Source organism: Actinomycetes bacterium (assembly GCA_022599915.1).
Taxonomy (GTDB): Bacteria; Actinomycetota; Actinomycetes; order S36-B12.
Genome location: JAHZLH010000026.1, coordinates 138827 through 164418 on the forward strand (window position 1 = coordinate 138827; position 25592 = coordinate 164418).

At 60.1% G+C, this 25592-nt stretch carries 23 protein-coding genes; 9 read left to right on the forward strand and 14 right to left on the reverse strand.

The features are described from left to right. Positions 1–4 precede the first annotated feature (4 nt). From K0U62_04995 to K0U62_05005, 3 genes are all read right to left on the reverse strand, one after another. A complete protein-coding gene (locus K0U62_04995; GenBank protein MCH9800881.1) occupies positions 5–895 on the reverse strand; it encodes a sugar phosphate isomerase/epimerase in 891 nt (296 codons plus the stop codon). Then, positions 892–3153, reverse strand: coding sequence for an HAD-IC family P-type ATPase (locus K0U62_05000; protein ID MCH9800882.1), 2262 nt, complete (start codon positions 3151–3153; stop codon positions 892–894). Before K0U62_05000 ends, K0U62_04995 begins: the two co-directional genes overlap by 4 nt. 95 nt (positions 3154–3248) lie before the next feature. After that, positions 3249–4178 (reverse strand): Ppx/GppA family phosphatase, encoded by a 930-nt coding sequence (locus tag K0U62_05005; protein ID MCH9800883.1) that lies wholly within the window; start codon positions 4176–4178, stop codon positions 3249–3251. A 31-nt stretch (positions 4179–4209) separates the two neighbouring features. On the opposite strand from K0U62_05005, the gene K0U62_05010 reads away from it, so the two are divergent. From K0U62_05010 to K0U62_05025, 4 genes are all read left to right on the forward strand, one after another. Then, a complete protein-coding gene (locus K0U62_05010; GenBank protein ID MCH9800884.1) occupies positions 4210–4986 on the forward strand; it encodes a hypothetical protein in 777 nt (258 codons plus the stop codon). Between the two features lie 117 nt (positions 4987–5103). Next, positions 5104–5715, forward strand: coding sequence for a hypothetical protein (locus K0U62_05015; protein ID MCH9800885.1), 612 nt, complete (start codon positions 5104–5106; stop codon positions 5713–5715). A gap of 124 nt (positions 5716–5839) precedes the next feature. Further along, complete coding sequence (gene radA, locus K0U62_05020; GenBank protein ID MCH9800886.1) at positions 5840–7279, forward strand: DNA repair protein RadA; 1440 nt, start codon at positions 5840–5842, stop codon at positions 7277–7279. Positions 7280–7448: 169 nt separating this feature from the next. Next, positions 7449–8228, forward strand: a complete 780-nt coding sequence (locus tag K0U62_05025) for an A/G-specific adenine glycosylase (GenBank protein ID MCH9800887.1) — start codon at positions 7449–7451, stop codon at positions 8226–8228. 31 nt (positions 8229–8259) lie between these two features. On the opposite strand, the gene K0U62_05030 is transcribed toward K0U62_05025, so the two are convergent. Continuing rightward, entirely contained in the window at positions 8260–10752 is a 2493-nt protein-coding gene (locus K0U62_05030) for an ATP-dependent Clp protease ATP-binding subunit (protein ID MCH9800888.1), read from the reverse strand. A 244-nt stretch (positions 10753–10996) separates the two neighbouring features. Between K0U62_05030 and K0U62_05035 the strand changes: the two genes are divergently transcribed. Further along, complete coding sequence (locus K0U62_05035) at positions 10997–11281, forward strand: hypothetical protein (protein MCH9800889.1); 285 nt, start codon at positions 10997–10999, stop codon at positions 11279–11281. A 35-nt stretch (positions 11282–11316) separates the two neighbouring features. Here the strand turns inward: K0U62_05035 and K0U62_05040 are convergent, their stop codons facing one another. Next, complete coding sequence (locus K0U62_05040) at positions 11317–11877, reverse strand: shikimate kinase (GenBank protein ID MCH9800890.1); 561 nt, start codon at positions 11875–11877, stop codon at positions 11317–11319. 78 nt (positions 11878–11955) lie between these two features. Here K0U62_05040 and K0U62_05045 point away from each other — a divergent pair, with 78 nt between their 5' ends. Beyond that, positions 11956–12465: a nitroreductase family deazaflavin-dependent oxidoreductase gene (locus tag K0U62_05045; GenBank protein ID MCH9800891.1), complete on the forward strand. Its 510-nt coding sequence runs from the start codon at positions 11956–11958 to the stop codon at positions 12463–12465. Here K0U62_05045 and hpt read toward each other — a convergent pair. Genes hpt through dacB form a run of 4 tightly spaced genes read right to left on the reverse strand, consistent with a single transcriptional unit; the run spans position 12410 to position 16486 of the window. Beyond that, positions 12410–12994, reverse strand: a complete 585-nt coding sequence (gene hpt, locus K0U62_05050; GenBank protein ID MCH9800892.1) for a hypoxanthine phosphoribosyltransferase — start codon at positions 12992–12994, stop codon at positions 12410–12412. The genes K0U62_05045 and hpt overlap by 56 nt on opposite strands. Next, a complete protein-coding gene (tilS, locus tag K0U62_05055; GenBank protein MCH9800893.1) occupies positions 12991–13965 on the reverse strand; it encodes a tRNA lysidine(34) synthetase TilS in 975 nt (324 codons plus the stop codon). Before tilS ends, hpt begins: the two co-directional genes overlap by 4 nt. Continuing rightward, positions 13962–15002 (reverse strand): zinc-dependent metalloprotease, encoded by a 1041-nt coding sequence (locus K0U62_05060; protein MCH9800894.1) that lies wholly within the window; start codon positions 15000–15002, stop codon positions 13962–13964. Before K0U62_05060 ends, tilS begins: the two co-directional genes overlap by 4 nt. A 41-nt stretch (positions 15003–15043) precedes the next feature. Then, on the reverse strand, positions 15044–16486 hold the full coding sequence (gene dacB / locus K0U62_05065; GenBank protein MCH9800895.1) for a D-alanyl-D-alanine carboxypeptidase/D-alanyl-D-alanine-endopeptidase: 1443 nt from the start codon (positions 16484–16486) through the stop codon (positions 15044–15046). Positions 16487–16552: 66 nt separating this feature from the next. Here dacB and K0U62_05070 point away from each other — a divergent pair, with 66 nt between their 5' ends. Both K0U62_05070 and K0U62_05075 read left to right on the forward strand, forming a co-directional pair. Then, positions 16553–17056 carry an inorganic diphosphatase gene (locus tag K0U62_05070; GenBank protein MCH9800896.1) on the forward strand — a complete coding sequence of 168 codons (504 nt, stop codon included), beginning with the start codon at positions 16553–16555 and terminating at the stop codon, positions 17054–17056. A gap of 45 nt (positions 17057–17101) precedes the next feature. Next, positions 17102–17878 (forward strand): CPBP family intramembrane metalloprotease, encoded by a 777-nt coding sequence (locus K0U62_05075; GenBank protein MCH9800897.1) that lies wholly within the window; start codon positions 17102–17104, stop codon positions 17876–17878. A 16-nt stretch (positions 17879–17894) separates the two neighbouring features. Here K0U62_05075 and K0U62_05080 read toward each other — a convergent pair whose 3' ends face one another. Continuing rightward, entirely contained in the window at positions 17895–18389 is a 495-nt protein-coding gene (locus K0U62_05080) for a DUF2505 domain-containing protein (protein MCH9800898.1), read from the reverse strand. Positions 18390–18641: 252 nt separating this feature from the next. On the opposite strand from K0U62_05080, the gene K0U62_05085 reads away from it, so the two are divergent. After that, on the forward strand, positions 18642–20417 hold the full coding sequence (locus K0U62_05085; protein MCH9800899.1) for a M1 family metallopeptidase: 1776 nt from the start codon (positions 18642–18644) through the stop codon (positions 20415–20417). 3 nt (positions 20418–20420) lie between these two features. On the opposite strand, the gene K0U62_05090 is transcribed toward K0U62_05085, so the two are convergent. From K0U62_05090 to K0U62_05105, 4 genes are all read right to left on the reverse strand, one after another. Further along, complete coding sequence (locus K0U62_05090; GenBank protein ID MCH9800900.1) at positions 20421–21314, reverse strand: hypothetical protein; 894 nt, start codon at positions 21312–21314, stop codon at positions 20421–20423. Between the two features lie 91 nt (positions 21315–21405). Next, positions 21406–22371 carry a sulfotransferase gene (locus K0U62_05095; protein MCH9800901.1) on the reverse strand — a complete coding sequence of 322 codons (966 nt, stop codon included), beginning with the start codon at positions 22369–22371 and terminating at the stop codon, positions 21406–21408. Between the two features lie 72 nt (positions 22372–22443). Continuing rightward, positions 22444–24024, reverse strand: a complete 1581-nt coding sequence (locus K0U62_05100) for a glycoside hydrolase family 13 protein (protein MCH9800902.1) — start codon at positions 24022–24024, stop codon at positions 22444–22446. 73 nt (positions 24025–24097) lie between these two features. Then, positions 24098–25333: an extracellular solute-binding protein gene (locus tag K0U62_05105; GenBank protein ID MCH9800903.1), complete on the reverse strand. Its 1236-nt coding sequence runs from the start codon at positions 25331–25333 to the stop codon at positions 24098–24100. Positions 25334–25592: the final 259 nt, after the last annotated feature.

Below are 25592 nucleotides of genomic sequence, written 5' to 3' on the forward strand. Positions count from 1 at the left end.
AGCCCTAGCCTAGAGAAGAGTTGGGCTCAACGCGTCCTGTTCGCCGCTCAGCCACTGAAACCGCCATATGTAGTCGGGCATAGGCCAACGCTTCAGCGAGATCCGCCTCTCGTTCGGCGCGAGAGGATGCCTTGCGCGTCGATACTTCCACTACGACCACACCGTCGAAGTGTCGTCGGGCAAGCAGCTCCAGTAGCTGATCCGCTGGCTGACTTCCGCGACCCGGTATCAGGTGCTCATCCCGGGCGGACCCGGAACCATCCGCCAGATGAATGTGCGCTAACCGGTCACCAAGATCTTCGGCGACCCGAAGCGGGTCCGAGCCGGAAACGGCGGTGTGAGACAAATCGAGCGTGCAGTGCGGATAGTCCGCCAGCCGAACATCCCAACCCGGAGCATAGGCAGCTACTTCGCGCGAGCGAGCTCGCCAGGGATACATGTTCTCGACCGCGAACCGAATATCTGTCTCTTCACCCATTCGGTTGAGACCCACAACGAAGTCACGGGCGTAGTCGCGCTGCCACCTAAATGGCGGGTGGACTACCACTGTTTTGGCGCCCAGAGTTTCAGCCGCTCGTCGCGCGCGGACCAACTTTCCCCAAGGATCGGTGCCCCACACCCGCTGGGTAACCAAGAGACATGGGGCGTGGACAGCCAGGATGGGCATGGCGTAGTGATCAGAGAGTCGTCGTAGTGCATCTGGATCTTGGCTGACCTGATCGGTCATCACCATGACCTCGATACCGTCGTAGCCCAGTCGACTGGCGATCTCAAACGCAGCAGCCGTCGATTCCGGGTACACCGATGCAGTGGACAGCGCGACCTTGGCGTTCGGGATTCTGACAGCAGGTTCTGAACTCCCGGCCTGGGCCCCTCGGCGAGAACTGCGACTCATGAGGCTCTCACCCGGTCAATGATAGGAGAGACCAGCAAAATGACGGCAGCGCCGAGGCCACCGGCCATCAGAGCCAGCGACAAACCATGCGGGTCTTCGATCTCCATAGCAAAGAATTGTGACAGAGCCGGGACCACAAGCACAGCCAGGAACAGAGCTGCCATGCCAGCAACCACCGCCAGTCGCAATGAAGTCAGTGGCCGCGCTGACCGCAGCAGCACAGCGAGCGCCACTAAGAACAGCGTGATGGTGGTGTAGGTGCGTGCTTCCACCTCGTCGTAGCGATCACTGGCGATGAGGTAGGTCGTAAAGGCACATACTGCGGTGATCAACCCCGCTGGCACGGCAAACAGCAGCACTCGGCGAAAGAAGCCGGGGCGGAATCGATCACTGTTGGGCATCAGCGCCAAGAAGAACCCGGGGATACCAATGGTCAGCGCAGCTACGAGTGTCAGTTGTCGGGGAAGGAACGGGAAGGCGACCCCGAATAGCCCAGTCGCCAGCGATATCGACATCGCATAAATGGACTTGGTGAGGAATACGTCAGAGACGCGCTCGATGTTGCCGAGCACGCGGCGACCCTCGTAGACGATGTCCGGCAGCGTTGACCACTTGTTGTTCAACAGGACGATCTGCGCGACTGCGCGACTGGCCGGTGCACCTGATCCCATCGCAATGCCCAAGTCGGCACGTTTGAGCGCCAGCACGTCATTGACCCCGTCTCCGGTCATGGTGACGGTATGGCCGTTTTCTTGCAGTGCTCCGACCATCGACTGCTTCTGCTCTGGCGATACTCGCCCAAAGACCGAGTGTCGATCCATCGCTTCAGCGAGTTCATCGGGAGCGTCCGGCAAGGCGCGGGCGTCCGCCGGATCTTCAGCTCCGGCCACTCCAGCCCGTTCCGCGATTGCGCCGACGGTCGCTGCGTTATCACCGGAAATCACCTTCACCGCAACATCCTGCTCGTCGAAGAAGGCCACCGTCTCAGCTGCATCGGCGCGGAGGACTTGGTCGATAACGACAATCGCAGCCGCAGTCATCGCCGGCAGGTCACCATCCGCGGTCACTGGGGCGCTGAGTTCTGCGAGGAGAAGCACTCGCGAGCCAGCTGCGGCTTCTCGCTCTGCCGCTGACCACCAATCCGTTGTGGAGAGATCGGCAACCAGCACTTCTGGTGCCCCAATCACAAACTGACCATGCTCAGCGAACGAAGCGGCTGACCACTTGCGGGCAGAGGAGAATGGCACCGCATCCTGTACCTGCCAGCCAGGGTCAGGGCAGGCAGCACGCACCGCATCCATGGTCGGATTAGGTCGCGGGTCGCTTGCGGCGACGGCGCCCAAGACGGCTCGAATCGCATCCGGTGATTGGCCCATCAGCGGCGAAATCAACCGCAGCGCCATCCCAGGATCGGTGAGGGTACCGGTTTTGTCTACGCACACCACATCCGTTCGCGCCAGCGCCTCAACCGCTGGCATCTCCTGCACGAGCGCCTTGCGCTGTGCTAGCCGCACCACCGCCACCGCCATCGCGATACTGGTCAACAGCACCAGACCTTCCGGAATCATCGTGACCATGCCTGCGATGGAGCCTCGAATCGCATCGGGCAAATCCTGATCAGCCCGAAGCTGACTAATCACCAACAACACCCCGATCGGCACGATCAGGTAGGAAACAAACCGTACGAACTTTGCCACCGAGTCGCGCAATTCCGAGTTAGTCGGTGAAAATTGTTTCGCTGCGGCGGTGAGTCCGGCGGCGAAGGAATCAGGACCGACCCGGTGCGCCACCATGACACCAGCGCCAGCCACGACGAACGATCCGCTCATCGCCTCGTCGCCAACCGATTTATGAACGGGATCAGCTTCGCCAGTCAGCAAGCTCTCGTCAATCTCGAGCCCGGTGCTGGTGAGCACCTCGCCGTCCACCACAATCTGATCACCTGCCGATAGCACCACGACGTCGTCCCGCACCACCTCTTCGATGGCAATCGACTCGGTACTGCCGTTACGCACGACGGTGGGACGCACTGAACCCAGCACAGTTAACTTCGCCAGCTCCCGCGAGGCTCGGTACTCCTGAATGATGCCGATGCCGGTGTTGAACACGATTACCAAGCCGAAAAGTGCATCTTGGGGTGGCGCCACCCACATCATGATCAGCCACAACGTACCGATCAGCCCGTTGAACCACGTAAAGGTATTGGCCTTGACGATGTCACCCAGACTTCGGCTGCGAGCATCGGGCGCCACATTCATCAGCCCGGCCGCGACTCGCTCGGCGACCTGAGTATCGGTCAGCCCTTCGCTGGGATCCGTTCTGACAGAAGCGAGCAGATCCCCACCCGACAACTTCACTGGCTGATCCCGTCCAGCCGACGCAAGATCACGCCTTCGCGCAGCGCCCAGGGACAGATCTCTACCTGTTCAACCCCCAGCAGTTCCATAGCGGCTTCGGCAACGAGCGCGCCAGCCACGAGTTGTCCTGCTCTGCCGGCGGAGACTCCAGGCAGCTCAGAACGCTCAGCGGCGGACATCTCCGCCAGTTGGGGCAGCCACTTGGACAAATCCGCCAACCGCAGCGACCGAGGTATGAGCGGACCTTCACCGGAGGGCGGGGCACCGGCGATCCGGGCCAACTGCCGGAAAGTCTTGGAGGTGGCGACCGTACGCTCGGGGCTTCCGGAGCGCTGAACGAGAGCCAGTTGCTCCGCAATCTCAATGCGGATGTATTTGCGGAGTTCTCGAAGTTCTTTGGATTTCGGTGGATCGTGCGTCAACCATTTCCGAGTGAGCCGACCAGCACCGAGTGGCACCGATACCGCTTGATCAGGCTCTTCATCGGCACCCACCGCAATCTCCAGACTGCCACCACCGATATCCAAGACCAGTAGTCGCCCTGACGACCAACCAAACCACCGTCGTACCGCCAGGAAGGTCAGCCGCGCTTCGTCGGGACCGGAGAGTACCGCGATATCGATATCGGTCTGTTCTTGCACCCGTCGTAGCACTTCGTCCCCGTTGCCGGACTCCCTGATGGCCGAGGTTGCGAAGGCGAGTACCTCGGTGACCCCCAGGTCCTCAGCCACCTGGCGAGAATCGATCAGGAACTCTGCCAGCGTGCGTTCCGCTACCTCGTCGACGTTTCCATCAGCATCGATGTGCTCAGCCAGCCGAAGTTCGATCTTGTTGGAGTGCGCGGGGACCGGGGCCGCACCGTAATAGGCGTCCACCACGAGCAAATGCACGGTGTTAGAACCAATGTCGAGGACGCCCAAGCGCATAGCACGACGGTACGCCATCTAGGCTGGTGACGTGGATGAGGACCTAGAGCCGTTCCCCCGAGCTTGGATTGAGTTCGAAGACCCGGATAACTCTGACCAGATCGTTCGAGCCGATCTCACCTGGCTCACCTCTAGTTACACCTGTATCTACGGTCGCGGCTGTCAAAGCATCGACGCCAGTATCCCGTACGGCGGTTGCTGCACTCACGGGGCGCACTTTGCCGGCAAAGCAGACCGACGGCGGGTGACGAATGCAGTCGCGCAGCTGACGCCCGCAGAGTGGCAGCGGCATCCCGGTGGCGACAAAATCCGCAAACGCGATTGGCTCACCCAGGATGATGACGGCGAGCACAAAACCCAGGTAACAGGCGGGGCTTGCGTTTTCCTGAACGATCCCGAGTTTCCACGTGGCGCAGGCTGTGCACTGCATGTGCTGGCAGAGCGTCTGGGCGAATCCCATGTCACCACTAAGCCCGATGTGTGCTGGCAACTGCCGATCAGGCGTGACTATGAAAATCGGGAGACTGCCGACGGTGATCAGAAACTCGTGGTCGTGATCACGGAGTACACCCGCGCGATGTGGGGACCCGGTGGGCACGAATTTGATTGGTACTGCACGAATGAGCCCGCAGCCCATGTCGGCTCGGATCCGCTTTACCTCAGCAGTGCCGATGAGTTGCGGGAACTTCTCGGTGCTGCTGCCTATCAGGAGTTGTGCCGACATTGCGAGGCGTTTGACGCGGCTCGGGCTGCGTTGCGCATCGAGCCGGTGGGTCCACAACTAGCTGGGCACCCCGCAGATCAGTAACCATCACCGTATTGGCGGGCAGCCAGTGATCCGGCCCGCTGCAACTGCGACATTTCTGTAACCCGGCACGCCCAACCCGCGGCAGGGACCGGAACTCGCGAGGGTTACCGTTGTTGCGTGAGTTCAGTGATGAATCCGGTCGGGCCGGAGGAACCGAAGATTTACTGGCGGCGGCGGGCAGTTGTGGTGGGGGCGGTGCTGGTAATGCTGCTGCTGTTGTTCCTGATTTTCGGCGGTTGCGATAACGGCGAGGAAACAACGGATCCGGTGGCATCTGAGCAGCCGACTGCTGAACCGACACCGGATACGTCTGAATCGCCAGCAGCCGATGCTGGCAGCTGCCTCGATGAGGACATCAAGGTGACCGTGGAGCCGGATTCGGCCACTTACCCCGCTGGAACCATTCCGGAGATCACGCTCGCCATTCAAAATATTGGCACCGAAGCCTGCAGCCGAGATATCGGTGCGGATGCGAACAGCATCGAAATCTCGTCGGGTGGGGTCCGGGTATGGTCCAGTGATGACTGCGAGGACGTCGGCGGTCAAGATGTACAGGTGCTGGATTCACAAGCAGTCGCCTCGGTGACTATCCCCTGGCCACGCACGATCAGCGGCAAGGGCTGCCCCGTGCCGCCAGCAGAGCAACCTGCTGCCCAACCTGGCGCTTACGACGCGGTGGGCAAGAATCTCGACGTCAAGAGCAGCAAAGCATCCTTCACCCTCGAGTAGCAATACTGGGCTGGGCACACTCAGCTCGATCGCTGCGGCGACCAAGCTGATCTGGCTGCCGCTCACTCGCCCTGCCGGAGGGTGGCGGTAGATTCCTGCTACGAGGTGAGAGGAGGCTAGTCGAATGGCCCGGTCCAACGGCTATGAATGTAGCGAATGTGGCGTCTCTTTCCCACGCTGGCTGGGCCGTTGCACCAGTTGCGGCGAATACGGATCAGTGGGCGAATCAAAGCCGGCAGCCCGAGAGCGGCAACAATCGGGGCTCAGCGCATCACTACGACCGGTGAAGCCGGAGCGACCTGCTCAAACCGCTGCAGAGGTGTTGGCTAGTTCTCACGGCAATCCCGCTCGCATCGCTACGGGTTTACCGGAACTAGACCGCATCCTGGGCGGAGGGCTTGTTGTCGGCTCGGCCTCGCTTATCGCTGGCCAGCCCGGGGTCGGCAAGTCCACGTTATTGATCATGGTGGCGAACGCGATCGCCGCCAATCAGCAGCGTCCAGTGCTTTATGCCAGCGCTGAGGAGTCGGTCAGTCAACTGGCGCTGCGAGCTCGCCGGGTGGGCGCGAACAGCGAGTTTCTTCATCTCGCCGATGACACCGACCTAGCCGCCATCCTCGGGCAGATTGAAGTACTCGATGACCCCGCACTCGTCATCGTTGACTCGGTGCAGACCGTGGCGTCCGCCGAGGTCACCGGCAGAGCGGGTGGCGTTGCCCAAGTGAATGAGGTCTCGACAGCACTCACCAGGGTGGCGAAGCAGCAAAGCACTTGTCTGATTTTGGTCGGTCAAGTCATCAAGCAGAACGACGCGATCGGTGGCCCCCGGCAACTGGAACATCTGGTCGATACCGTGCTGATGTTTACCGGCGATTCGCGCAGCACACTGCGGCTGCTGCGAGTCCAGAAAAGCCGGTATGCCCCGGCGGATGAGCTGGCGGTTTACGAACATACCGAGTCAGGGCTACGTGAAGTGCCCGATCCCTCCGCGCTATTCCGGGCGCAACGTGACACCCCCGTACCGGGTGCGGCACTCACCGTGGCCGTCGAGGGCCGGCGAGCTCTCTTGGTGGAAGTCCAGGCGCTAGCGGCAGCATCCACCAGCCCGAATCCGCGACGGGGAACTACCGGTTTGGACTCTGCCCGGGTAGCAATGTTGGGTGCGGTCGTGGAGAGACACTGTGGTCTGCGGATCGGCGAACGCGACCTGTTCACCGGCACCGTGGGCGGAATCCGCTGCCCCGATCCTGCCGCTGATCTGGCTATCGCACTGGCAGTCGTTACTGCCATCACAGCTGAACCGCTGCCGCTCGATGTTGCTGTGATCGGCGAGGTCACCCTCAGCGGGGACATCCGATCCAGCCCGATGCTGGCCGCGAGGATCAGCGAAGCAGTCCGGCAAGGTTGTCGAGTGGTTGTTGCGCCGCGGGGAGCGAAAGAAGCCGCGGCGACCCTCCCCGAGGGCGTCCAGATTATCGAGGTGCAGACGGTACAGGAGGCGACTGCGGCACTTCCCGGACTGCATCGGCAAGCGAGTAGCTCGACAGACACTATTCGAATCTGAGAAGTCCGGCGCCCGGCTGCCACCAAGTCTGGCCACCTGATGCAGCAGAACTTCGACTACCGATAATGGCTAGGTGGAAATTCTGACCAGCTGGTTCGCCGAGTATCAGCGAGCTCTTCCCTGGCGCAACCCACCTCGAGATCCCTGGGCGGTCCTCGTCAGTGAAGTGATGCTGCAACAGACTCCAGTGAATCGGGTGCTGCCGGCCTGGCAGAAGTGGCTAGCGAGATGGCCTACTCCGAGTGATTTGGCGAGTGAACCCGCTGGGGAGGCCGTCGTGATGTGGGGTCGGTTGGGATACCCTCGCCGAGCCCTGCGCTTGCACGCGGCAGCTACGGAGATCCGGGACCGGCACCAAGGCGTGCTACCAACCGACCATGCAACGTTGCTGTCCTTACCCGGGGTCGGGGACTATACCGCGGCGGCGATCATCGCTTTCGCCTATCGGCGTCGAATAGCGGTGCTTGATACCAATGTTCGGCGAGTGCTTGCTCGCGTTTGGCACGGTCGCGCTTATCCCAAGACTGGATCAGCCACTCAAGCCGAGCGCGACGAACTTTCAGCCGCCCTGCCGCCGTCCGGGGAAGCAGCCGCCGTACTTAGTGAAGCAATCATGGAGTTGGGGGCACTTGTCTGCACCGCCCGCAACCCTGCTTGCGAGGAGTGCCCGCTGAACCGTTCGTGTGCCTGGTTCGCCGCCGGTCGCCCGGAGAACGCGGCGCCACCCACTCGGCAAGCACCCTTTGCCGGTAGCGATCGCGAAGTGCGCGGACGCATCTTGCAACTAGTCCGCAGCACTCCAGCAGGAGTCTTGCAGGCAGAGATCGACTTGGTGTGGCCGAACGCTACACAACTCAAGCGAGCACAAGCGTCGCTGCTGGCAGACGGCCTACTTGTCACCGACACTGCTGGGCGACACGCGCTCCCGGGGGCTGGATCAGCTCGCTGACAGCGCTCTGGCCGAGTTCGTCGCCCAAACCCTAGTCAGACTCAGCAGCCTCCACCGGCGGTACATCCGGCAGATCCGCTTTGGGCTGTGACGTGAAAGTGAAGTCCGCGTCTTTGCCTTCGCCCTCGACGTCCACCACGATGATGCTGTGCGGCGGGATTTCGCCAAACAGAATCTTCTCGCTTAGTACATCTTCGATCTCATTCTGGATCGTTCGCCGTAGCGGTCGGGCCCCCATGACCGGGTCGTAACCGTGCTCGGCAAGCAGTTCCTTGGCTGGAGTCGTGAACTCCACACTCAAGTCCCGCTCAGCAAGCCGCTCATCCAACCGAGCTGCCATCAGATCGACGATCGAAATGATCTCGGCCCGAGCGAGCTGATGGAAGACAATCACGTCGTCGATCCGATTAAGGAACTCCGGCCGGAAGTTCTGTTTCAACTCCGTCTGTACTTTGCTCTTCATCCGCTCGTAGGCATCCGCATCATCATCCACCGGAGCGAAGCCGAGCGTCTTGGAGACATCTCGACTGCCTAGGTTCGTGGTCATGATGATCACAGTGTTCTTGAAGTCAACCGCTCGGCCTTGCGCATCGGTTAGTCGGCCTTCTTCCAGCACCTGCAGCAACGAGTTAAAGATATCCGGGTGGGCCTTTTCGATCTCGTCAAAGAGGACTACTGAGAACGGCTTCCGACGTACCTTCTCAGTGAGCTGACCACCCTCTTCGTAGCCCACATAGCCAGGAGGGGAACCGAACAGCCGCGAAGCGGTGTGCTTCTCGGAGTATTCACTCATATCCAGCGCGATCAGCGAATCTTCATCACCAAACAGGAATTCAGCCAGCGTCTTACTCAGCTCAGTCTTGCCGACACCCGAGGGGCCAGCAAAGATAAAGGAACCTGACGGACGCTTCGGATCTTTCAAACCCGCTCGCGTTCGGCGCATGGACTTGGACAGCGCTTTGATTGCTTGCTCCTGACCAATGACGCGACGGTGCAGTTCTTCCTCCATCCGAAGCAGCCGCTGCGTGTCATCCTCAGATAGATCAGTGACCGGGATGCCGGTCATCAGCGCCAGCACCTCGGCAATCAGCTTCTCATCTACCTCAGCAACAACGTCCATGTCGCCGGCTTTCCACTCCCGTTCGCGAGTAGCTTTTTCGCCTATCAGCTGCTTCTCCCGATCGCGAAGGTTGGCGGCCTTCTCGAAGTCTTGGGCATCGATCGCTGATTCCTTCTCCTTGCGAACCTCCGCGATCCGATCGTCAAACTCCCGAAGGTCCGGCGGGGCGGTCATCCGGCGAATTCGCAGTCGCGAACCAGCTTCGTCAATGAGATCAATCGCCTTGTCCGGCAGCTGACGATCACTGATATAGCGGTCCGACAGCCGAGCGGCGGCCTTGAGCGCTTCATCGGTGATGGTCACCTTGTGGTGGCTCTCGTAGCGATCACGCAGCCCCTTGAGGATGGCGAAGGTCAAGTCGACGTCTGGTGCGGGCACCTGAATCGGGGCAAATCTGCGCTCTAGGGCCGCATCTTTCTCGACGTACTTGCGGTATTCGTCCAGTGTGGTCGCTCCGATGGTTTGCAGTTCCCCACGCGCGAGCATTGGCTTAAGAATGCTCGCGGCGTCGATAGCGCCCTCCGCGGCACCGGCACCTACCAGCGTGTGCATCTCGTCAATGAACAAGATGATGTCGCCTCGGGTCTTGATCTCCTTCAAAACTTTCTTGAGCCGCTCCTCGAAATCACCGCGGTAACGACTCCCGGCGACGAGTGCACCCAAATCGAGCGTGTATAGGTGCTTGTCGCGCAGCGTATCCGGGACTTCGCCGTCAATGATTTGCTGAGCCAGTGACTCCACCACAGCGGTCTTGCCGACTCCCGGCTCCCCGATCAGCACCGGATTGTTCTTGGTGCGACGGGATAGCACCTGCATGACCCGCTCAATTTCCTTTTCGCGGCCGATCACCGGGTCTAGCTCGCCTTCCCGCGCTGCCTGGGTCAAGTTTCGGCCGAACTGGTCAAGCACCAGCGAACCCGAAGGCGTTCCCTCCTGCGGGCCGCCGGAAGTAGCGGGTTCCTTACCTTGGTATCCGGACAGCAACTGGATCACTTGCTGACGCACTCGACCGAGGTCGGCGCCAAGTTTGACCAACACCTGGGCAGCGACGCCCTCCCCCTCACGAATCAGCCCCAGCAGTATGTGCTCCGTACCGATGTAGTTGTGCCCCAACTGCAGCGCTTCTCGCAACGACAGCTCGAGCACCTTCTTGGCTCTGGGGGTGAACGGTATGTGCCCACTAGGAGCCTGCTGCCCTTGGCCGATAATCTCCTCGACCTGGGACCGCACTGCCTCGAGCGAGATTCCCAGACTCTCCAGCGCTTTGGCTGCCACACCTTCGCCCTCATGGATCAGCCCGAGCAGAATGTGCTCGGTACCGATGTAGTTGTGGTTCAACATGCGAGCTTCTTCTTGCGCTAGCACCACAACTCGCCGCGCTCGGTCTGTAAACCGTTCGAACATCGTGCACTCTCCCGTCCACAGCTTTCGCCGACTCTTGGATGCTAACGCTGGTAGCTACTGCCGCGTTCCGCTCAGACCCGGAATTGACTACGCCCAGCGAGAACATCGACCGCCAACCGCACATCCACTCGCAGTCCCGTTGGCCCGATTGGAGGATTTTTCACACCACCACCGCTGGGCGCGGGGGTCTCGCCGAGCGTCGTTGTTCTCAACCGGCAACCATTCGTATGAGTCGGGAGGCACGTTGCCAAAGCAGCTACCAAGAAGCGCTGTCGCAAGCCAGGCCGCCTCCGACGTCGCGGCCAGTGAACTGGTCCGATCCGTGGTGCAGAAACTGTTGATCATGACTGCGATCGCGTCAGTGGTCTTTGCCATCTGGACCACTAGTTCTGGGCCGCACTCCGTGGATACGACGTTGGGACCTCCGCTGGTGGCACCACCAGCGGAAATTCAGCTGGCCGAGATCCCGGCCAATGAGTCAACGGGCGACGGTGCAGCGAGCCAAACCAAGAAAAGCAAGCAGAGGTAAGCCAGCCTCAGCACCGGTGCTTCGCTGACGCAGTACTAGTTACTGGGCACCTTTTCTGCCGCTGGATCCGACCAACCACCCAGTTGCTCGCTAGCAATCTTTTCGGCGATCGACTGCCGCTTCCTGCCCTCGATGTCGATGGTTACGTCCGCAATGCGCTCGTACCAGGGCAGCCGACGCTCCATGATCTCCCGGACGGAAACTTGATCGCTCAGGATCGGTCGTGCGCCCCGATTAGCCTTGGCCGCAAGCCGATCGAGATCACCAGCCAGAAACACGACTCTTCCCAACTGCGACAACAGTTCTGCTTTACGTTCGCTGAAGATCTCGCTGCCGGAGTCATCAAGTTCCACCATGATTCCGCCACCACAGTCGACGATCGCTGACTCCATCGCCAGTAGTTTTTGCAGCACCTGATATTCCACGTCTCGAAAGGCTGACCAGCCCTCCTGCTGGACAAAGTCCGGAATCGACTGCCCAGTCTCGTAGCGGACCAGATCATCGGTGGACAGTGCCGGGCGCTTGCTGATCAGCGCCAACCGGCGGGAGACGTTCGACTTGCCGGCGCCTCGCATGCCTACGATGACAAGATTCATCGACGATCCTCCACTGGCAGTTTCGTCGGCTAACTTCCCTCGATTGAGGAAGCGACCGATCCCGCTAGTGTGGCAGCCATGCTCTACCGCAACCTCATGCGGTCGCTCGGCCAGCAACGGTGGTTTGCCGCGGTGGCTGCTCGACTAGCGCCGTGGGACGCGCGGGTATTACGCCGCACGCACGGTCGATTCGGGTTGCTGGGAAACTACGGTCTACCGCAGTGCCTACTGACGACGACCGGCCGCAAGTCGGGGCAACCCCGAGCTGTAACGCTGCTTTATGGCCGACGAGGGGACGACTTCGTGCTGGTTGGATCCAACTTCGGGCAAAGCCATCACCCCGCTTGGGCGCTGAACTTGGTTGATCAACCTTCGGCGGTACTCACCATCGCGGGGCGCGAACTTCCGGTCACTGCTCGACTCGTGACCGACCCCACCGAGCGGGAAGAGATTTGGCAAGTCATGTACGAATTATGGCCAGCCTATTTGGCCTACCGCGGCAGAGCAGGCCGCGAGATCAAGCTCTTCCTGCTTACCCCGGCCGCGGACCAGCGCGATGTCCACCCGCACGAAGGGCCTCCTCGGTGAGGGTGCCCACGACGGTGAGATTGCGATAGCGCTCGGCGAAGTCCAATCCGTAGCCCACGACAAACTCGTTGGGAATATCGAAGCCCAGATATTCCGGATCGATATCCACTTCCAGCGCCTCTCGCTTTCGCAGCAACGCACAGACTTCCAGCGAGGCTGGTTTGCGCGCCGACAACGTACGTAGCAGCCATGACAGCGTCAACCCGGAATCGATGATGTCTTCGACGACTACGACCCGCCGACCAGCGATGTCGAGGTCGAGGTCTTTAAGGATTCGCACCACCCCAGAGGACTTGGTGCCATAGCCGTAGGTGGACACCACCATGAAGTCCAGTTCTACCGGGGCCGGCATCGCCCGCGACAAGTCGGCCATAAACATGAAGGCGCCCTTAAGTACGCCAACAAAAACCACATCACCCTCGGGATGCGCCGCATGAATTTCCGCTGCGAGTTCGCCTACTCGGCGATCGAGCGTTTCTTGATCGATGAGGACCTCTGCTAGATCCTCACCCGCATCACCCGGGTTCATTCGCTACCCCCATCCGGGTTGTAACCATCAGCAACGAGGGTGCCACATGAACGCCCTATGTTGACACTTCCAGGTAAATGCAGGGGACCCTGACCGTGCCAATGGGTGACTAATTCCGCAACGGAGCGGACATGATCCAGGGTCAGATCTTGCGCTGGACATCCCACCGCCAGCAACCATCGCCGCAGCACTCGCCACCTAATCGCCTCGGGGAGCTCCACTAGGTCTTCCACATTCATCCCAGCCGCAGCCACCCGAGCAAACTCGCTAGTTGCCCAGTCATCGAGGGCATCCGCATCAGCGCGAGCCAGGAGTGCCGTCCGTCGCAGTCCGGCACCGATCCCGGGACCAAGTTGCTCAGTCAGCATTGGCAGCACAGTGTTACGAACGCGCACTCGAGTGAACTGGAGGTCCTCGTTATGGGGATCCCGCCAGGGTTCGACATCGCATTCCGCCAACGCCAGTTCAATGATTTCCCGCTCGATATCCAAGAACGGGCGCCGGTAATGTCCCCTGCGAGCTGGCATGCCCGCCAGGCTGCGCACCCCCGACCCCCGTAGTAGCCCCAGTAGAACCGTCTCTGCCTGATCATCGGCAGTATGGCCCAGCAGCATTGCCGAGGAAGCAGACTCCGCCGCGATCGCGTCCAAGGCTGCATAGCGAGCGGTTCGCGCAGCTGCCTCGGGGCCGGCCCCGATATCCACAATCTGTACCACTTCGATCCGAGCCGGCACACCGATCTGCTGGCACTGCCCGGCTGCAGTCTGAGCTACCTGTGCTGAGTTGGACTGCAGTTGATGGTCGATGATCACCGCTTCCGCGTTGAGCCCAGCATCGGCCGCTGCTATCACGAGTGCCAGCGAATCTGGACCACCGGAGCAGGCAATCTGGATCAGCTGTTGCGACGTCACGTCGGCCAGCTCGCGTTGCAGCTGTCTGGCCAGTTGGAATCGATGAGGGGGCAGCTTCACTGTCCGGTCCGAGCCAACCAGCGAGCGGGGTCGGCTATCTCATCTGCGCTGGGCAACATCTGTGGTGACTCCCACACCCGGTTGAAGCCCGACATCCCGATGTCGGCGACCACCTCTGCAACAAACCGCCGACCATCGGAGTACTGCTTTAGCTTCGCATCCATTCCCAGCAGCCGCCGGATGAGACCCTCTCTTGCGGATGGACTCTGCCGACGATGATCAAATCTGGTGCGGATCTGCGGCAGGCTCGGAATGATTTCCGGACCCGCAGCGTCCATCACGAAATCAGCATGTCCCTCCAGTAGCGACATCAAGGCCGTGAGCCGCAGAAAAATCTCTCGCTGGGCGGGGGTCTGGATCGCATCGATAATGGTGGCGCCTGGGGCGCCACGCAACACCTTGATGACGGCAACTACCGCTGCGCCCAGCCGTTTCAGTGCATCAGTTCCTGCGGTATCCATCTCCAGCAGTAGCGACTCGACCTCGGTGCGAAAGTGAGCCTCCAGCCAGGGAACCGCGCCGAACTGAACCCGGTGAGTCTCCTCGTGCAACGCCACCCACATACGAAAGTCTCGAGGTGGTACATCCAGTTGGCGCTCGGTAGCGACGATGTTCGGTGCCACCAACAGCAGGCGGTTGCTACTGCCCGGCGCCACAACCGCCTCGTATTGGCCTAAGACCTTGGTCGCTACCCAGGACAGGGCCAACCCGAATTCAAGAGCAGAGACGCGGCCAGCGGCACTGGGCAACCAGGACGGGGCATCAGATTTATCGAGCCGATCTTCCAGCGGCAGCAGCAGTTCGCGCATACCCGTCACATTGGATCTGATCCACTCCGGACGGTCCACTATTGCGGCTCGATGCTCACCGACATCTGCCACCATGCCGGTTGTCTTGCGGACCGGTTGCACCGCTGCAGCCGCAAGTTCGGTGAGTTCAGCTACAGCTTGATTAGCTTCTGGCGCCGTCGTAGTTGGACCAGCGGGAACCATTCGCACCGCGATATCGGCAGCGGCATCCCAATCAACTACAGCCATGCCCCGAGCCTACGCGGCCTATGAACTTCCGCAGTGCCCCACTAGCGGTCGCTGCCCGGACAGCCACAATTTGCCAACTTGGCAACCAACTGATCGATTTTGGTTGAGGCGTCAAAGGAAGACTTTGCGTCGTTGGCGATGACCGCATACACCAGCACCCGGCCACTCTTAGATTGCACGAAACCACCGAGACTGGACACGTAGTTCAATGTTCCGGTCTTTCCACGGACCCAGCCGCCACCATCACTGGTCAGTTGATCGTCGAACCGATAGCGCAAGGTACCAGTAGCTCCGCCGACTGCTAGTCCACTCGCTAGCGACCACAGCCCATCTTGAGAGTTCACGGCTCGGCGCAGGATCTGCGTCAACAACTGCGCCGACATCCGGTTTTCGCGAGATAGTCCGCTGCCGTCGGCAAACTGCATGCCATCTGCACTGACGCCGATCTCGGCGAGAGCCGCACGAACCGCTTGGGCTCCCCCTGTAAAGGAACCGCCGTAGCCAGCCGCTACTCCGGCGAGCCGAAACAGCATCTCGGCGGTGTCGTTGTCAGAGGTGGTCAGCGTCTGATACACCATCTCGTGGATCGGTACCGACGCGACAGTAGCCACCTCGGTCGCTTCTGCAGGTGACTTGCCGGCGCTCACCTCCCCGACCGACACTCCCGCTTTCTTGAGCATCTGAGCGAAGCGCAATCCGGCCTCTTCGGCCGGATCGGCAACCTTGGCCCCCCAGCGACCACCAAGGCTGCCATCATCAACGATGAGCGCAGATACCGGCGACACGATGCCACTCGTTCGGAAGTACTGCGGCCAGTCCGGACCCCAATCCGGTCCGGTAAACAGCGAGTTGTCGTATTTGATGTCGAACTCACCCGCACCGGTCGCCGCAACCGCCGCGGCCGCATCACGCACCAGCGCTTTCATGGATGTCAGCGCCGGGTATTGCGGTTCAGTCGCACTGTTGGGTGGCTTGCGGGAAGCGAGCAGCGGATCACCCGCACCGATCAAGTAGAGAGTCTGACCCACCTGGGTCACTCGGGTGGTGATCCGCTCGTTGGCGCCGTAAGCAGAAAGCACTCCCACCGCTGTAGGAATTTTTTCATTCGATGCCGGAACCAGTGGTGCGGCGCCATTTTGGTCGAACAGCACCTCGCCGGTGCTCGCATCCATCACGAACAAACCCGATTTCTTCCCTAGCTGCTTTGCTTTCGCTTGGGAGGAAATCTGCTGGGCTACTTGGGCTGGATCCTGTTCGATACCGGCGTCGGCTGGCACCGGGGGAAGTACCGTGAGTGTGGCCCCTTCCGCCCCAGCACGCGGCGGAACCGAGCCGACGAGTAAAAGCACGACAACACAGGATCCGATGATCCGCGGCAAAAAACTGCGAAACAGTCGCCGCAGCAGGAAGTCTCCGGATCCGGGCGCCGGTGACCCAGCGAACTTTGGACCGCCAAATTTCCCATTCAGGTAGCGACCGATCATGCCTTGCCACCAAGATGTTGAGCGACGCCCGAGCGACAGGAGCAAAAAGTGTCAGACAACACACCGCTGGTTTTCGCGGTCACGGTTGAGATACCCGGCGGCAGCAAAAACAAGTACGAAATCGACCACGTCACAGGGCGCCTGAAGCTTGACCGCCTTTTGTTCACTTCGACAAGGTACCCCCACGACTACGGTTTCGTAGACGACACCCTGGGCCTCGACGGCGATCCCCTCGACTGTCTGGTGCTGCTGCAGGAACCGACCTTTCCCGGCTGCATGATCGAATGCCGAGTACTTGGCATGTATCAGATGACCGATGAAGCCGGCTCCGACGACAAGTTGTTGTGCGTTCCAGCCGGGGATCCCCGCATGGAGCATCTGCGTGACATCCACCATGTGCCCGAGTTCGATCGTCGAGAGATTGAGCATTTCTTCCTTATCTACAAGGACTTGGAGCCGGGCAAGTCCGTCGAAGGCGCAACCTGGGCAGGCCGTACTGAGGCGGAGAAAGAAATCCTTGAGTCCTACGAGCGGGAGAAGGAGCGTCTCGCCGAGGAAGCTGACGAGTAGTTTCCCGTTCGTCGGCGCATCCGCTGACGAACGGCCGGTCAGACAATGACTGGGGTTGCCAACGACACCGGCCCTGATACTCCGAAGCCCGCCCTTCGCTGGGAAATAGTCCTCGTCCTATGGCTCTCCCTAGGCGCGGCAGCGGTCCGTGCGATGCTCAACCTGTGGAATCGGTTGACTTCGGGGCAGCCGCTTAACGATCAGACCGCGAGCATTATCGCTCCAGTCACTCCGGACCGACCCTGGCTCGATGCCGCCTATCAACTGTCTTTCCTGCTGCTACCGCTTGGGGCAGTAGCGCTCGTCGGCTATCTGCTCTACCGATCCGGAGAGTCGCTGACCACTATCGGCTTTGACCTGCGTCGGCCCGCCAGTGATCTGGGTCGAGGCGCTGCGCTGGCGGGCCTGGTCGGTGGCACTGGATTGGTGCTCTATCTGGCGGCCTATTCGGCCGGTTTGAGTGTCCAGATCGCAGCCGCCGCAATTACCGGCTGGTGGGACTGGCTCTTTCTCGTGCTGCGAGCAGCAGAAAACGCAGTTTTGGAAGAGGTGGTCATTCTAGGTTTTCTGCTGCACCGGCTGGACCAGATCGGGATGCGGCCGCTACCCGCCGTACTGCTCAGTTCATTGCTACGCGGCGCCTACCACCTCTACCAAGGCTTTGGTGGTTTCGTCGGGAACTTCGCCATGGGGCTACTTTTCGGCTGGCTATTTCGCCGTTGGGGGCGCGTGGGCCCGATGGTGGTGGCGCACTTCTTGATCGACGTCGCCGCCTTTGTCGGCTACGCGCTACTGTCCGATCGAATCAGTTGGTTGCCCTAGACCGAACTCGCTACGTCTAAGCAGAGTTACTAGCCAACCACTGCTGATTGAACTGGTACTCCAAACCGAACTGCTTCATCGATTCCTCGGCAATGACCTTTTCAACTTTTCCACCAACCAACGGAACTCCGACCTTGATTTCCATTTCCACAGTCCAATCGGATTCACCATCACCTACTGGCTTGATGACCTGCTTTCCGGTCATCTTGGCCGGTGAGGCATCGATGGTCATAGTGGCCGACCAACCATCACCATCTGCAGTCCAACTCTCGGTTTGGCTCATGGCGTTGGTCTCTTTGAACTTCTTCACGAAGTCGGGGAGATTCGCTTCCACTTCACGGTCTATCCGCAGCACATAGCTACCATCCGCCGCGGTCTGCTCCACAACATCGAACTGGATGTCACCAAGCGCGGTGTACTTCTCCGTCAAATAGTCCGTGTTCTGCAGCATGGCCATGATCTGTGCCGGAGTGTGCTGGTAGCGGTCGGTGTTTGAGATCTTCTTGGTCACGGGGCCTCCTCATTGCGGCCCCCGGATAGGGCCGCTGCTGGGAGTATTGCGCTATCGGATAGGCATTTCCTGTCCAGAGCCAGATTGCCGAACAAGACCAGCGCGGGCCCAGCAACGCGGCGCGACTGCGTTGGCTAGCCGGTTGCGAATCGGCCTCGATCTAGCGCAACTATTCCCTCGACTGCGATCCCGGGTTACGTTGTATTACCCACCTCACTATGCGTGGCACATTTCTCTGACGAACGGGGGCCAATGTCTTCCCCGCTCGCTCGGATCTGCTTTCGTTCCGCCACCGTAGTCACCTTCGCTGCCTTAGTGTCGCTAAACGTGACTACACCGGTAATGGCCCAACCCGTTACCGCCGAAGACCCCTATCTCGCACCCAGCGGCAATCCCGATATTGATGTAGAGCACTATGACGTCTCGCTGCACTATCAACGATCCACCGGCGGGATCAAGCGTGCTAGCGCGACACTGCGAATCCTCGCCGAGAGCGACCTGAGTTCCTTCAGTCTGGATGCGCGTCGGGGGCTGAACATTCGTCAAGTGAAGGTTGCCGGGAAATCTGCCGAGTTTCGGCATACCGGCCGCAAAATCTACGTCAACAAGTTCACACCGGTTGCCGCAGGTCAATCCTTCACCACCACCATCCGCTACGCGGGAAAGCCCCGCCCGATCAAGGATGAGTCCGGCCGTGGCGTGTACGGCTGGTTACGCACCCCCGGCGGTTCGGTCACCTTTACTGAACCCACCGGGACCTCCGCCTGGATTCCCTGCAACGACGTCTTCTTCGACAAGGCAACCTGGCGAACCCGGATCACCACCCCTGCCGGTCTGCTGGGGGTGTCCACGGGCCGGCTGCAGGGCATCCGCAGCAAGGCTGGCAAGACAACCAGCCGCTGGCATATGAGCACTCCGATTCAGCCCTATATCCAAACTGTCGCGGTCGATCGCTTCCGGTATAGCGATCAATCTGTCGCTGGGCTGCCGGCCTTTACTGCCGTTGCAAAAGGCTCCGGCAGTTCGGTGGCAGAGATGCGTCGCAAGACCGCAGCCGCGATTCGCTGGCTGCGGCCCAAACTTGGGCCCTACCCCTTCGAAAGCACCGGCGCGATTGTTGTTTCTGGTCTCGAGTCCGCCATGGAAACGGCCGGGAGACCTACCTACAGCCCCGGCACCTACTTCACCTCCCGCGCCACTGTGCTGCACGAACAAGCGCACATGTGGTTTGGCAACCTGCTTACGGCACGGCAAGCCCGCGACATGTGGCTACACGAGGGGTTCGCTACCTACCTAGAAAACGTCGAGGTGGCAGAGCGGCGAGGTCGCCTACTCGCCAATATTGTGCATGAACAATACGTTCAGGACGGCTGGTACCGAGGCTTCCATGGTCAGTTCCAGCGAGTTCCCCTGGCCGATCCCACCCCTCGCTACCTGTTGAACTCCACGCCGTACTTCCGGGGACAAGCTGCAGTCCACACGTTGCGCCATAAACTCGGCGACGAAATGTTCTGGCGAGTGTTGCGTGAGTTGGTCGATCTTCCGCCAGGCACCTCCACCAGCACCGCAGCAGTCATCAAGCAGGCTGAAGAAATCAGCAGTCAGGATCTGTCGGACTGGGCCAAGACCTGGGTGTATTCCACCGGTTACCAGCAGCTACCTGAGCGCCCCCGCCATCAACAAGTACTGCGGGAACTCGGGCCAAGTCTGTTGGATGCTGCGGCTGAGTTCGTCTGGCGTGACTCCGACCAACCTGCTGCGAAATATCTGGCCAAAGCCCGCCGCAGTTTTTCTCCGACCAACCAACTGCAATTGGACTCGATTCGCCAAGAGGGAACTGGTCGCAAGGCCACGTACTACGTCGACTTCCAGACACAGCCCGGGCCGCTCTATCCAGATTCCTACGCCAGTTGTTTTGTTTTCAGCCCGAGAAATCTCGATATCGTGCTTGGCTCCTACTTGGGAGTTCAGATCTCAGGGCAACCACGGGTAAATCATTTCAGCCTCGGCAACTGCTCAGTCGACTAGCAGTCACGATCGAACGTGCACTGAACGCTGCAACTGGTCAGCAGCATACGGACCGACTGCCTCACCGTCCTCGGCGTAATGAAAAAGCGCCACCGAGAAAACTGCTCGCAGGGTGCTAATGAGCACCTGGCTAGCTGTGATCACGATCAGGCCCAGCGCAGTGACGGGTATTCCCAAGCCAACTTGCTCGTTGAACAGCAGCAGTACCCCGCCGACAGTTGCGGCGATACCGGGGAGCAATCCCAAAAAAACGACGAAGAAACCTAGCCGTACCCCGCCAGCGATCTGCATACCCCAGGTGATCCGAATCATGGCGTAGGACTCCCGCAGCGCCCTGATCGTGCCGTTACCTCGCAGCACAATCGACGGCAGCACGAAGAAGGAAACAACCGACCAAGCTACTTGCGCCACACCCGCCAACCCGATCCTTACCGCCTGCTGGATCGACGATCCCCCTTGACCGCCGTTTCGTAAAGCCGCCAACAACCAACCCACGAGGGCCTGGATCGCGGCCCAACCCAGCAGTGCTGGCAGATGCCGCAGGGCAGCGCTGATACCAGCCCCGAACGAGGAGTCTTCGCCACGTAGTTCTTTGTCCGCCGCCGAGACTAGTCCCGCCATACAAATCTGGGTGACGAGCGTTCCCAAGTACCCAGCAGCAATCAGTACGAGCAGCCCAATAAAAAGTGCCGGGCTTTCGTCGACCTGACCCGACTCGAGGTAGTCCTCAGCAGTCGTGGTGAGCCCAAGTAACCCTAAGCCAACGCCGGCTACGGCGACTACGAGCACCGCTGCTACGACCCCTGCCACTACCGGAAACAGCAACATGTACAGGTTGCCTTTGACAATGCCCCAGGTGAGTCCAGTCAGTGTCCGGCTCTCACTCCACGCTCCCATGCGCACCTCCCGCTGAGGCGACCCTAGAGCGGGGACACCGGCTGTTGCCACCTATCGGCGATTTCTTTCCTCGTTCGTTCATGGCGATCTACTACTCCGGTGAAACGGGCACCGTCATGCCCATTTCACCGAGTTCCACCAGCATCTCTCGATAGGCGTCATCGATCTGCCGTTGCTGTCTCGATGTCAGGTCACTGCGCCAACGGCCCACGTGCCCTTTCGTGTGGTTGACCTTGCGTCGATAAAATCGCCGCATTTTCTTGTTGCTGTGCACACCCAGAAATTGCCGCAGTGACCGGTAGATGGGTCTGCCCTCCGGGCTGGCCAACTCCTCCAGCCTGACGTCAAGCACCTGCTCGGACGGAATTCGCTGAATGGCTTGGTGATTGGCGATCATGAGTTCCCGCCATTGTTGCAGTGCAGCCATCAGGTCATCGGTGCCCCATCCCCGACTGACGATGGAAGCGGCAACGTCGCGACCGTCCCGGATCATGTTCACCAATCGCAGGTCCGGAAAAATCCGGTAAAGATCATCAATGCGCTTAGCGTTGGCCGGGGTGGTGTCTACCCAGCGAGACTTGCCACGGGCACGGACACTCGGGTCGATGATATCCGCAGCCAACAGCCGGGCAGCCTGAACTGGATCCTGGTCGTAACGTTCGTGAAACACGGTCAACGCAGCCGCAAGATCCGCTCGCGAGATACTTTCACACAGCCCCTTATCCCGGCCGTCTTTCCACCACGGTCGGGCGTACCAGAAGCCCTGCATTCGGTCTTCAAATGCCTTCAGCGGTGACAACGATCCTCGGCGTAACGCGTTGACCTGGGCACGGCGATAGCCGCTGGAATCGCTGCCACGCGCAGCGACGTCACATAGACCACCGGTGTCTGTAAAGAACCACATCTCTGCGGGTTTGGTACAAGCAATACGACGCTGCCGACCGAGGAGTTTCTTACCAACTACTGTGGTGCCGCTGCGAGGGACACCACCGACAAAGATGGGTTCGACTAGCACCGGAAGTCCACTGCGGGTGGTCCAGCTAGCTGCCTCTGCCATGACTGTCCAAACCTCCCATCACTAGCCGACCTAATGATAGAGGTCGGCCGACAGGTGTCTCACATGCGGCGGTTAGTCGCGGACCAGACAGCAGGCGGTATTCGGTGGCAATACACGATCCGCAAGGACCTCACCGGAGGAGATGAGGACGGTGCCGCTGGGTAGTGCCACTGGCTTAGTAGATCCGTTGACGACAACTTCGATCCGATCGTCGCCCTGCTGTCGCTCCAGATGAAGCACCCCAGGAACGGTAGGCAACCAGGCGAGACTGCCGTGCCGCAGCGCTGCACTCTCACGACGAAGCCGCAGCAAGGCCAGGAAAAACTGCAATGTTGACTCTGGCTGCTGACGTTGCTCTTCCACGGCCAACTCAGCGTAAGTAGTCGGCTGCGGTAGCCAAGGATCCACCAGCGGGTCATCCGCGAAGCCCAACGAGGAGCCTGCCGTCGACCAGGGCAGCGGGACTCGGCAGCCGTCGCGACCTCGATCGGTGTGCTCAGACCGCTCCCAAATCGGATCCTGCAGCACCTCGTCGGGTAGGTCGTCTACATTCGGCAGCCCTAGCTCCTGGCCTTGGTAAAGGTAAACCGTCCCGGGCAAACACAACATCAACAGCGAAAGCGCCCGTGACCGAGCTAGCCCATCTTGCGGATCGTCCGCCAACCTTGTGGCACTTCGCACCATGTCGTGGTTGTCGAGGACCCACACCGGCGTGGCACCTGCGGAGCCCCGGCGCAGCAGCGCCTCATCGACAGCGGCCCGCAGTTCCGGCATGTCCCAGCCCGCCTTGAGGAATCGAAAGTTGAACATGAGCGGAAACTCGTCCGGACGCCCGTAAAGGGCTTGATCGTCACCGACTGCCCAGATTTCTCCCACTGCAGTTCGATCGGGGATGTACTCGTTCAATATCTGACGAAATCGTCGCCACACCTGATGGGTTCGGGCATCAGGTTCGTGCTCCAGAAGCTGGTTGCCCTCCGCCTTATCGGTTCGGGAGATGTCCTTGGTCAGGTGATCGGCCACGTCCACCCGAAACCCATCCACGCCACGGTCCAGCCAGAACCGCCATACTCGCTCAAACTCTGCAAGGACTTCGGGATTCTGCCAGTTCAAGTCTGGCTGCTCGCTGGCGAATAGGTGGAAATACCACTGCCCCGGCGAACCATCCGGCTCAGTTATCCGAGTCCAGGCAGGCCCGCTGAAACTGCTCACTACATCCGTGGGCTGCTCGTCTCCCGATGGGCCGCGACCATCTCGAAATAAGTATCGAGATCTCTCCGGACTGCCCGGACCCGCGGCGACAGCAGCTTGAAACCATTCGTGCTGGTCAGAAGTGTGGTTGGGAACGAGATCCACCGTCACCCGCACATCCAACTCGTGTGCCCGCTCCACGAGTTCATCAAAGTCCGCCAGGGTGCCGAACAGCGGATCAATATCGTAGTAGTCGGCGACGTCGTAGCCGTGGTCCTTTTGTGGACTGACAAATATCGGTGACAGCCAAATTGCGTCAGCACCTAGGTCAGCGATGTACGGCAAGCGGCTGATAACTCCGCGCAAGTTACCGACTCCACTCGGGCTATTCGTTGCCGCAAACGAGCGCGGGTAGATCTGGTAGAACACGGCATCCCGCCACCATTCATCATGTGCCCACATCGCTATGACAACCTCCACAGCAGAAGAGCCCGCCTCCGATTTTCACCGGCGGCGGGCTCCATCTGATCGTCAACTACTGGCTACGCTTTTCGACGTTCGCCTGAGCTTCTTCCATGGTCTTGGTCGGATCTGCTCCATCGAGAATCTTCTTCTCGGCTAGACCGAACTCTTCGTACATGACTCCCATGACCTTCTTCGGCAGGTTCGGAAAACCACCTTCGCCGAACTCAGCCACAGCCTTGATGATCGGATCATCGTCAGCAGCCTTCAGCGACTCTTTCCAGGCCGGGGGGCGCGGATCGGCAGCGTAGAGGCTGTCCATGAAGGCAGTGGTCATCGTGGCATCCAAGAAGGCCTGGGCCGTGGTCTTGTTGTCCGAACCCTGGTTCATGAAGAAGCCTTGCGCACCCACGATCGGCACAGCCTTGCTATCCGAGCCGTCCCAGGTGGGCAGACCCTCCGCGCTGAACTTCACGTTGTTCTTCTTCTCAGCATCCTCAACGGTCTCCTTGTTCCAAGGTCCGGTGATCCAATAGGCCAGTTTGCCCTGCGACCAGGCGTTGGTGAGGTCGTCACCAACGAAGGTGGACTTCACCACGCCTTCTTTGCCCCACTTGGAGAAGGCATCGGCCCAAGCAAGGCCGCCTTCACTGGTGAGTCCGAGATCCGAGGTGTCGTAGTTCCCCTCGGAGTCAGGACCAGCAAAGTAGTAGCCACCAGCAGCCGAGAAGAATGGGAAAGCGTGATAAGCATCGCCTTCGTCACCAACTTGCAGCCCTACCGGGTACTGGGTCTTACCGTCCTTTTTCAGTTGCAGCCCGACTTCTCCCATTTTGTTCATGCTGGCCGGCGCATCGGGCGCAAGATCAGTGTTGCGGAACAAGAGAATGTTCTCGGTGGCAACCGGCACACCGTAGTTGGAACTGTCGATCGTGAAAGCGTTAACGGCGGTCTCGGAGAAGTTTGACTTGTTAGAGCCCAACTCAATCGGGGATACCAACCCGCTACCGACGAACTCGCCAGCCCAGTCGTTGGCACCCAGCAAGATGTCAGGGCCCTGCCCCTGCGGCGCCTGCTGCAGGAACTGGTCTTTCATGGAGTCGAAGTTGACTTGCTCAACTGAAACATCGACGCCGTTTTCTTCACCCCAGGATTTCGCCAAATCTCCAATCGGACCGGCACGTTTTTCATCAGCCCAAATCGTCAGCGAAGTTCCCGACTCCGCGTTCGATCCGCTGTCACTGCTGCAGGCAGCCAGGCCGAGCATGACCGCTCCGGCAATGGCTACGCCTTTGGTGATGCGACGCATCTGTTCTCCATTCATTTGCATTGGTGGCAAGACTCACGAACTGCCCACCGGTCTCGAACTTATCGAAAAATCTGGCGTTAAGCCCTCGTTGACAGATTGTCGTTACTCAGTTGCGAACTGCGCCGCCAGTTTCGGGGTCAAACCAATGGGCTCTGCTGATGTCAGCCAAGATCTGGATACTGTCGCCGCGCCGGACTTGAGACCGCGGCGCAAAGGAAGCAACCCACTTGACACCCTCAACGCCGGTGGTATCGATCGC

Bases quoted from the DNA above. Each gene is read 5' to 3' on its own strand.
- K0U62_04995 (MCH9800881.1), bottom strand. From the start codon at position 895: ATGAGTCGCAGTTCTCGCCGAGGGGCCCAGGCCGGGAGTTCAGAACCT.
- K0U62_05000 (MCH9800882.1), bottom strand. From the start codon at position 3,153: ATGAATGTGGCGCCCGATGCTCGCAGCCGAAGTCTGGGTGACATCGTC.
- K0U62_05005 (MCH9800883.1), bottom strand. From the start codon at position 4,178: ATGCGCTTGGGCGTCCTCGACATTGGTTCTAACACCGTGCATTTGCTC.
- radA (MCH9800886.1), top strand. From the start codon at position 5,840: ATGGCCCGGTCCAACGGCTATGAATGTAGCGAATGTGGCGTCTCTTTC.
- K0U62_05025 (MCH9800887.1), top strand. From the start codon at position 7,449: ATGCTGCAACAGACTCCAGTGAATCGGGTGCTGCCGGCCTGGCAGAAG.
- K0U62_05030 (MCH9800888.1), bottom strand. From the start codon at position 10,752: ATGTTCGAACGGTTTACAGACCGAGCGCGGCGAGTTGTGGTGCTAGCG.
- K0U62_05040 (MCH9800890.1), bottom strand. From the start codon at position 11,877: ATGAATCTTGTCATCGTAGGCATGCGAGGCGCCGGCAAGTCGAACGTC.
- K0U62_05045 (MCH9800891.1), top strand. From the start codon at position 11,956: ATGCTCTACCGCAACCTCATGCGGTCGCTCGGCCAGCAACGGTGGTTT.
- hpt (MCH9800892.1), bottom strand. From the start codon at position 12,994: ATGAACCCGGGTGATGCGGGTGAGGATCTAGCAGAGGTCCTCATCGAT.
- K0U62_05060 (MCH9800894.1), bottom strand. From the start codon at position 15,002: ATGGCTGTAGTTGATTGGGATGCCGCTGCCGATATCGCGGTGCGAATG.
- dacB (MCH9800895.1), bottom strand. From the start codon at position 16,486: ATGATCGGTCGCTACCTGAATGGGAAATTTGGCGGTCCAAAGTTCGCT.
- K0U62_05075 (MCH9800897.1), top strand. From the start codon at position 17,102: ATGACTGGGGTTGCCAACGACACCGGCCCTGATACTCCGAAGCCCGCC.
- K0U62_05085 (MCH9800899.1), top strand. From the start codon at position 18,642: ATGTCTTCCCCGCTCGCTCGGATCTGCTTTCGTTCCGCCACCGTAGTC.
- K0U62_05090 (MCH9800900.1), bottom strand. From the start codon at position 21,314: ATGGGAGCGTGGAGTGAGAGCCGGACACTGACTGGACTCACCTGGGGC.
- K0U62_05095 (MCH9800901.1), bottom strand. From the start codon at position 22,371: ATGGCAGAGGCAGCTAGCTGGACCACCCGCAGTGGACTTCCGGTGCTA.
- K0U62_05100 (MCH9800902.1), bottom strand. From the start codon at position 24,024: ATGTGGGCACATGATGAATGGTGGCGGGATGCCGTGTTCTACCAGATC.
- K0U62_05105 (MCH9800903.1), bottom strand. From the start codon at position 25,333: ATGCGTCGCATCACCAAAGGCGTAGCCATTGCCGGAGCGGTCATGCTC.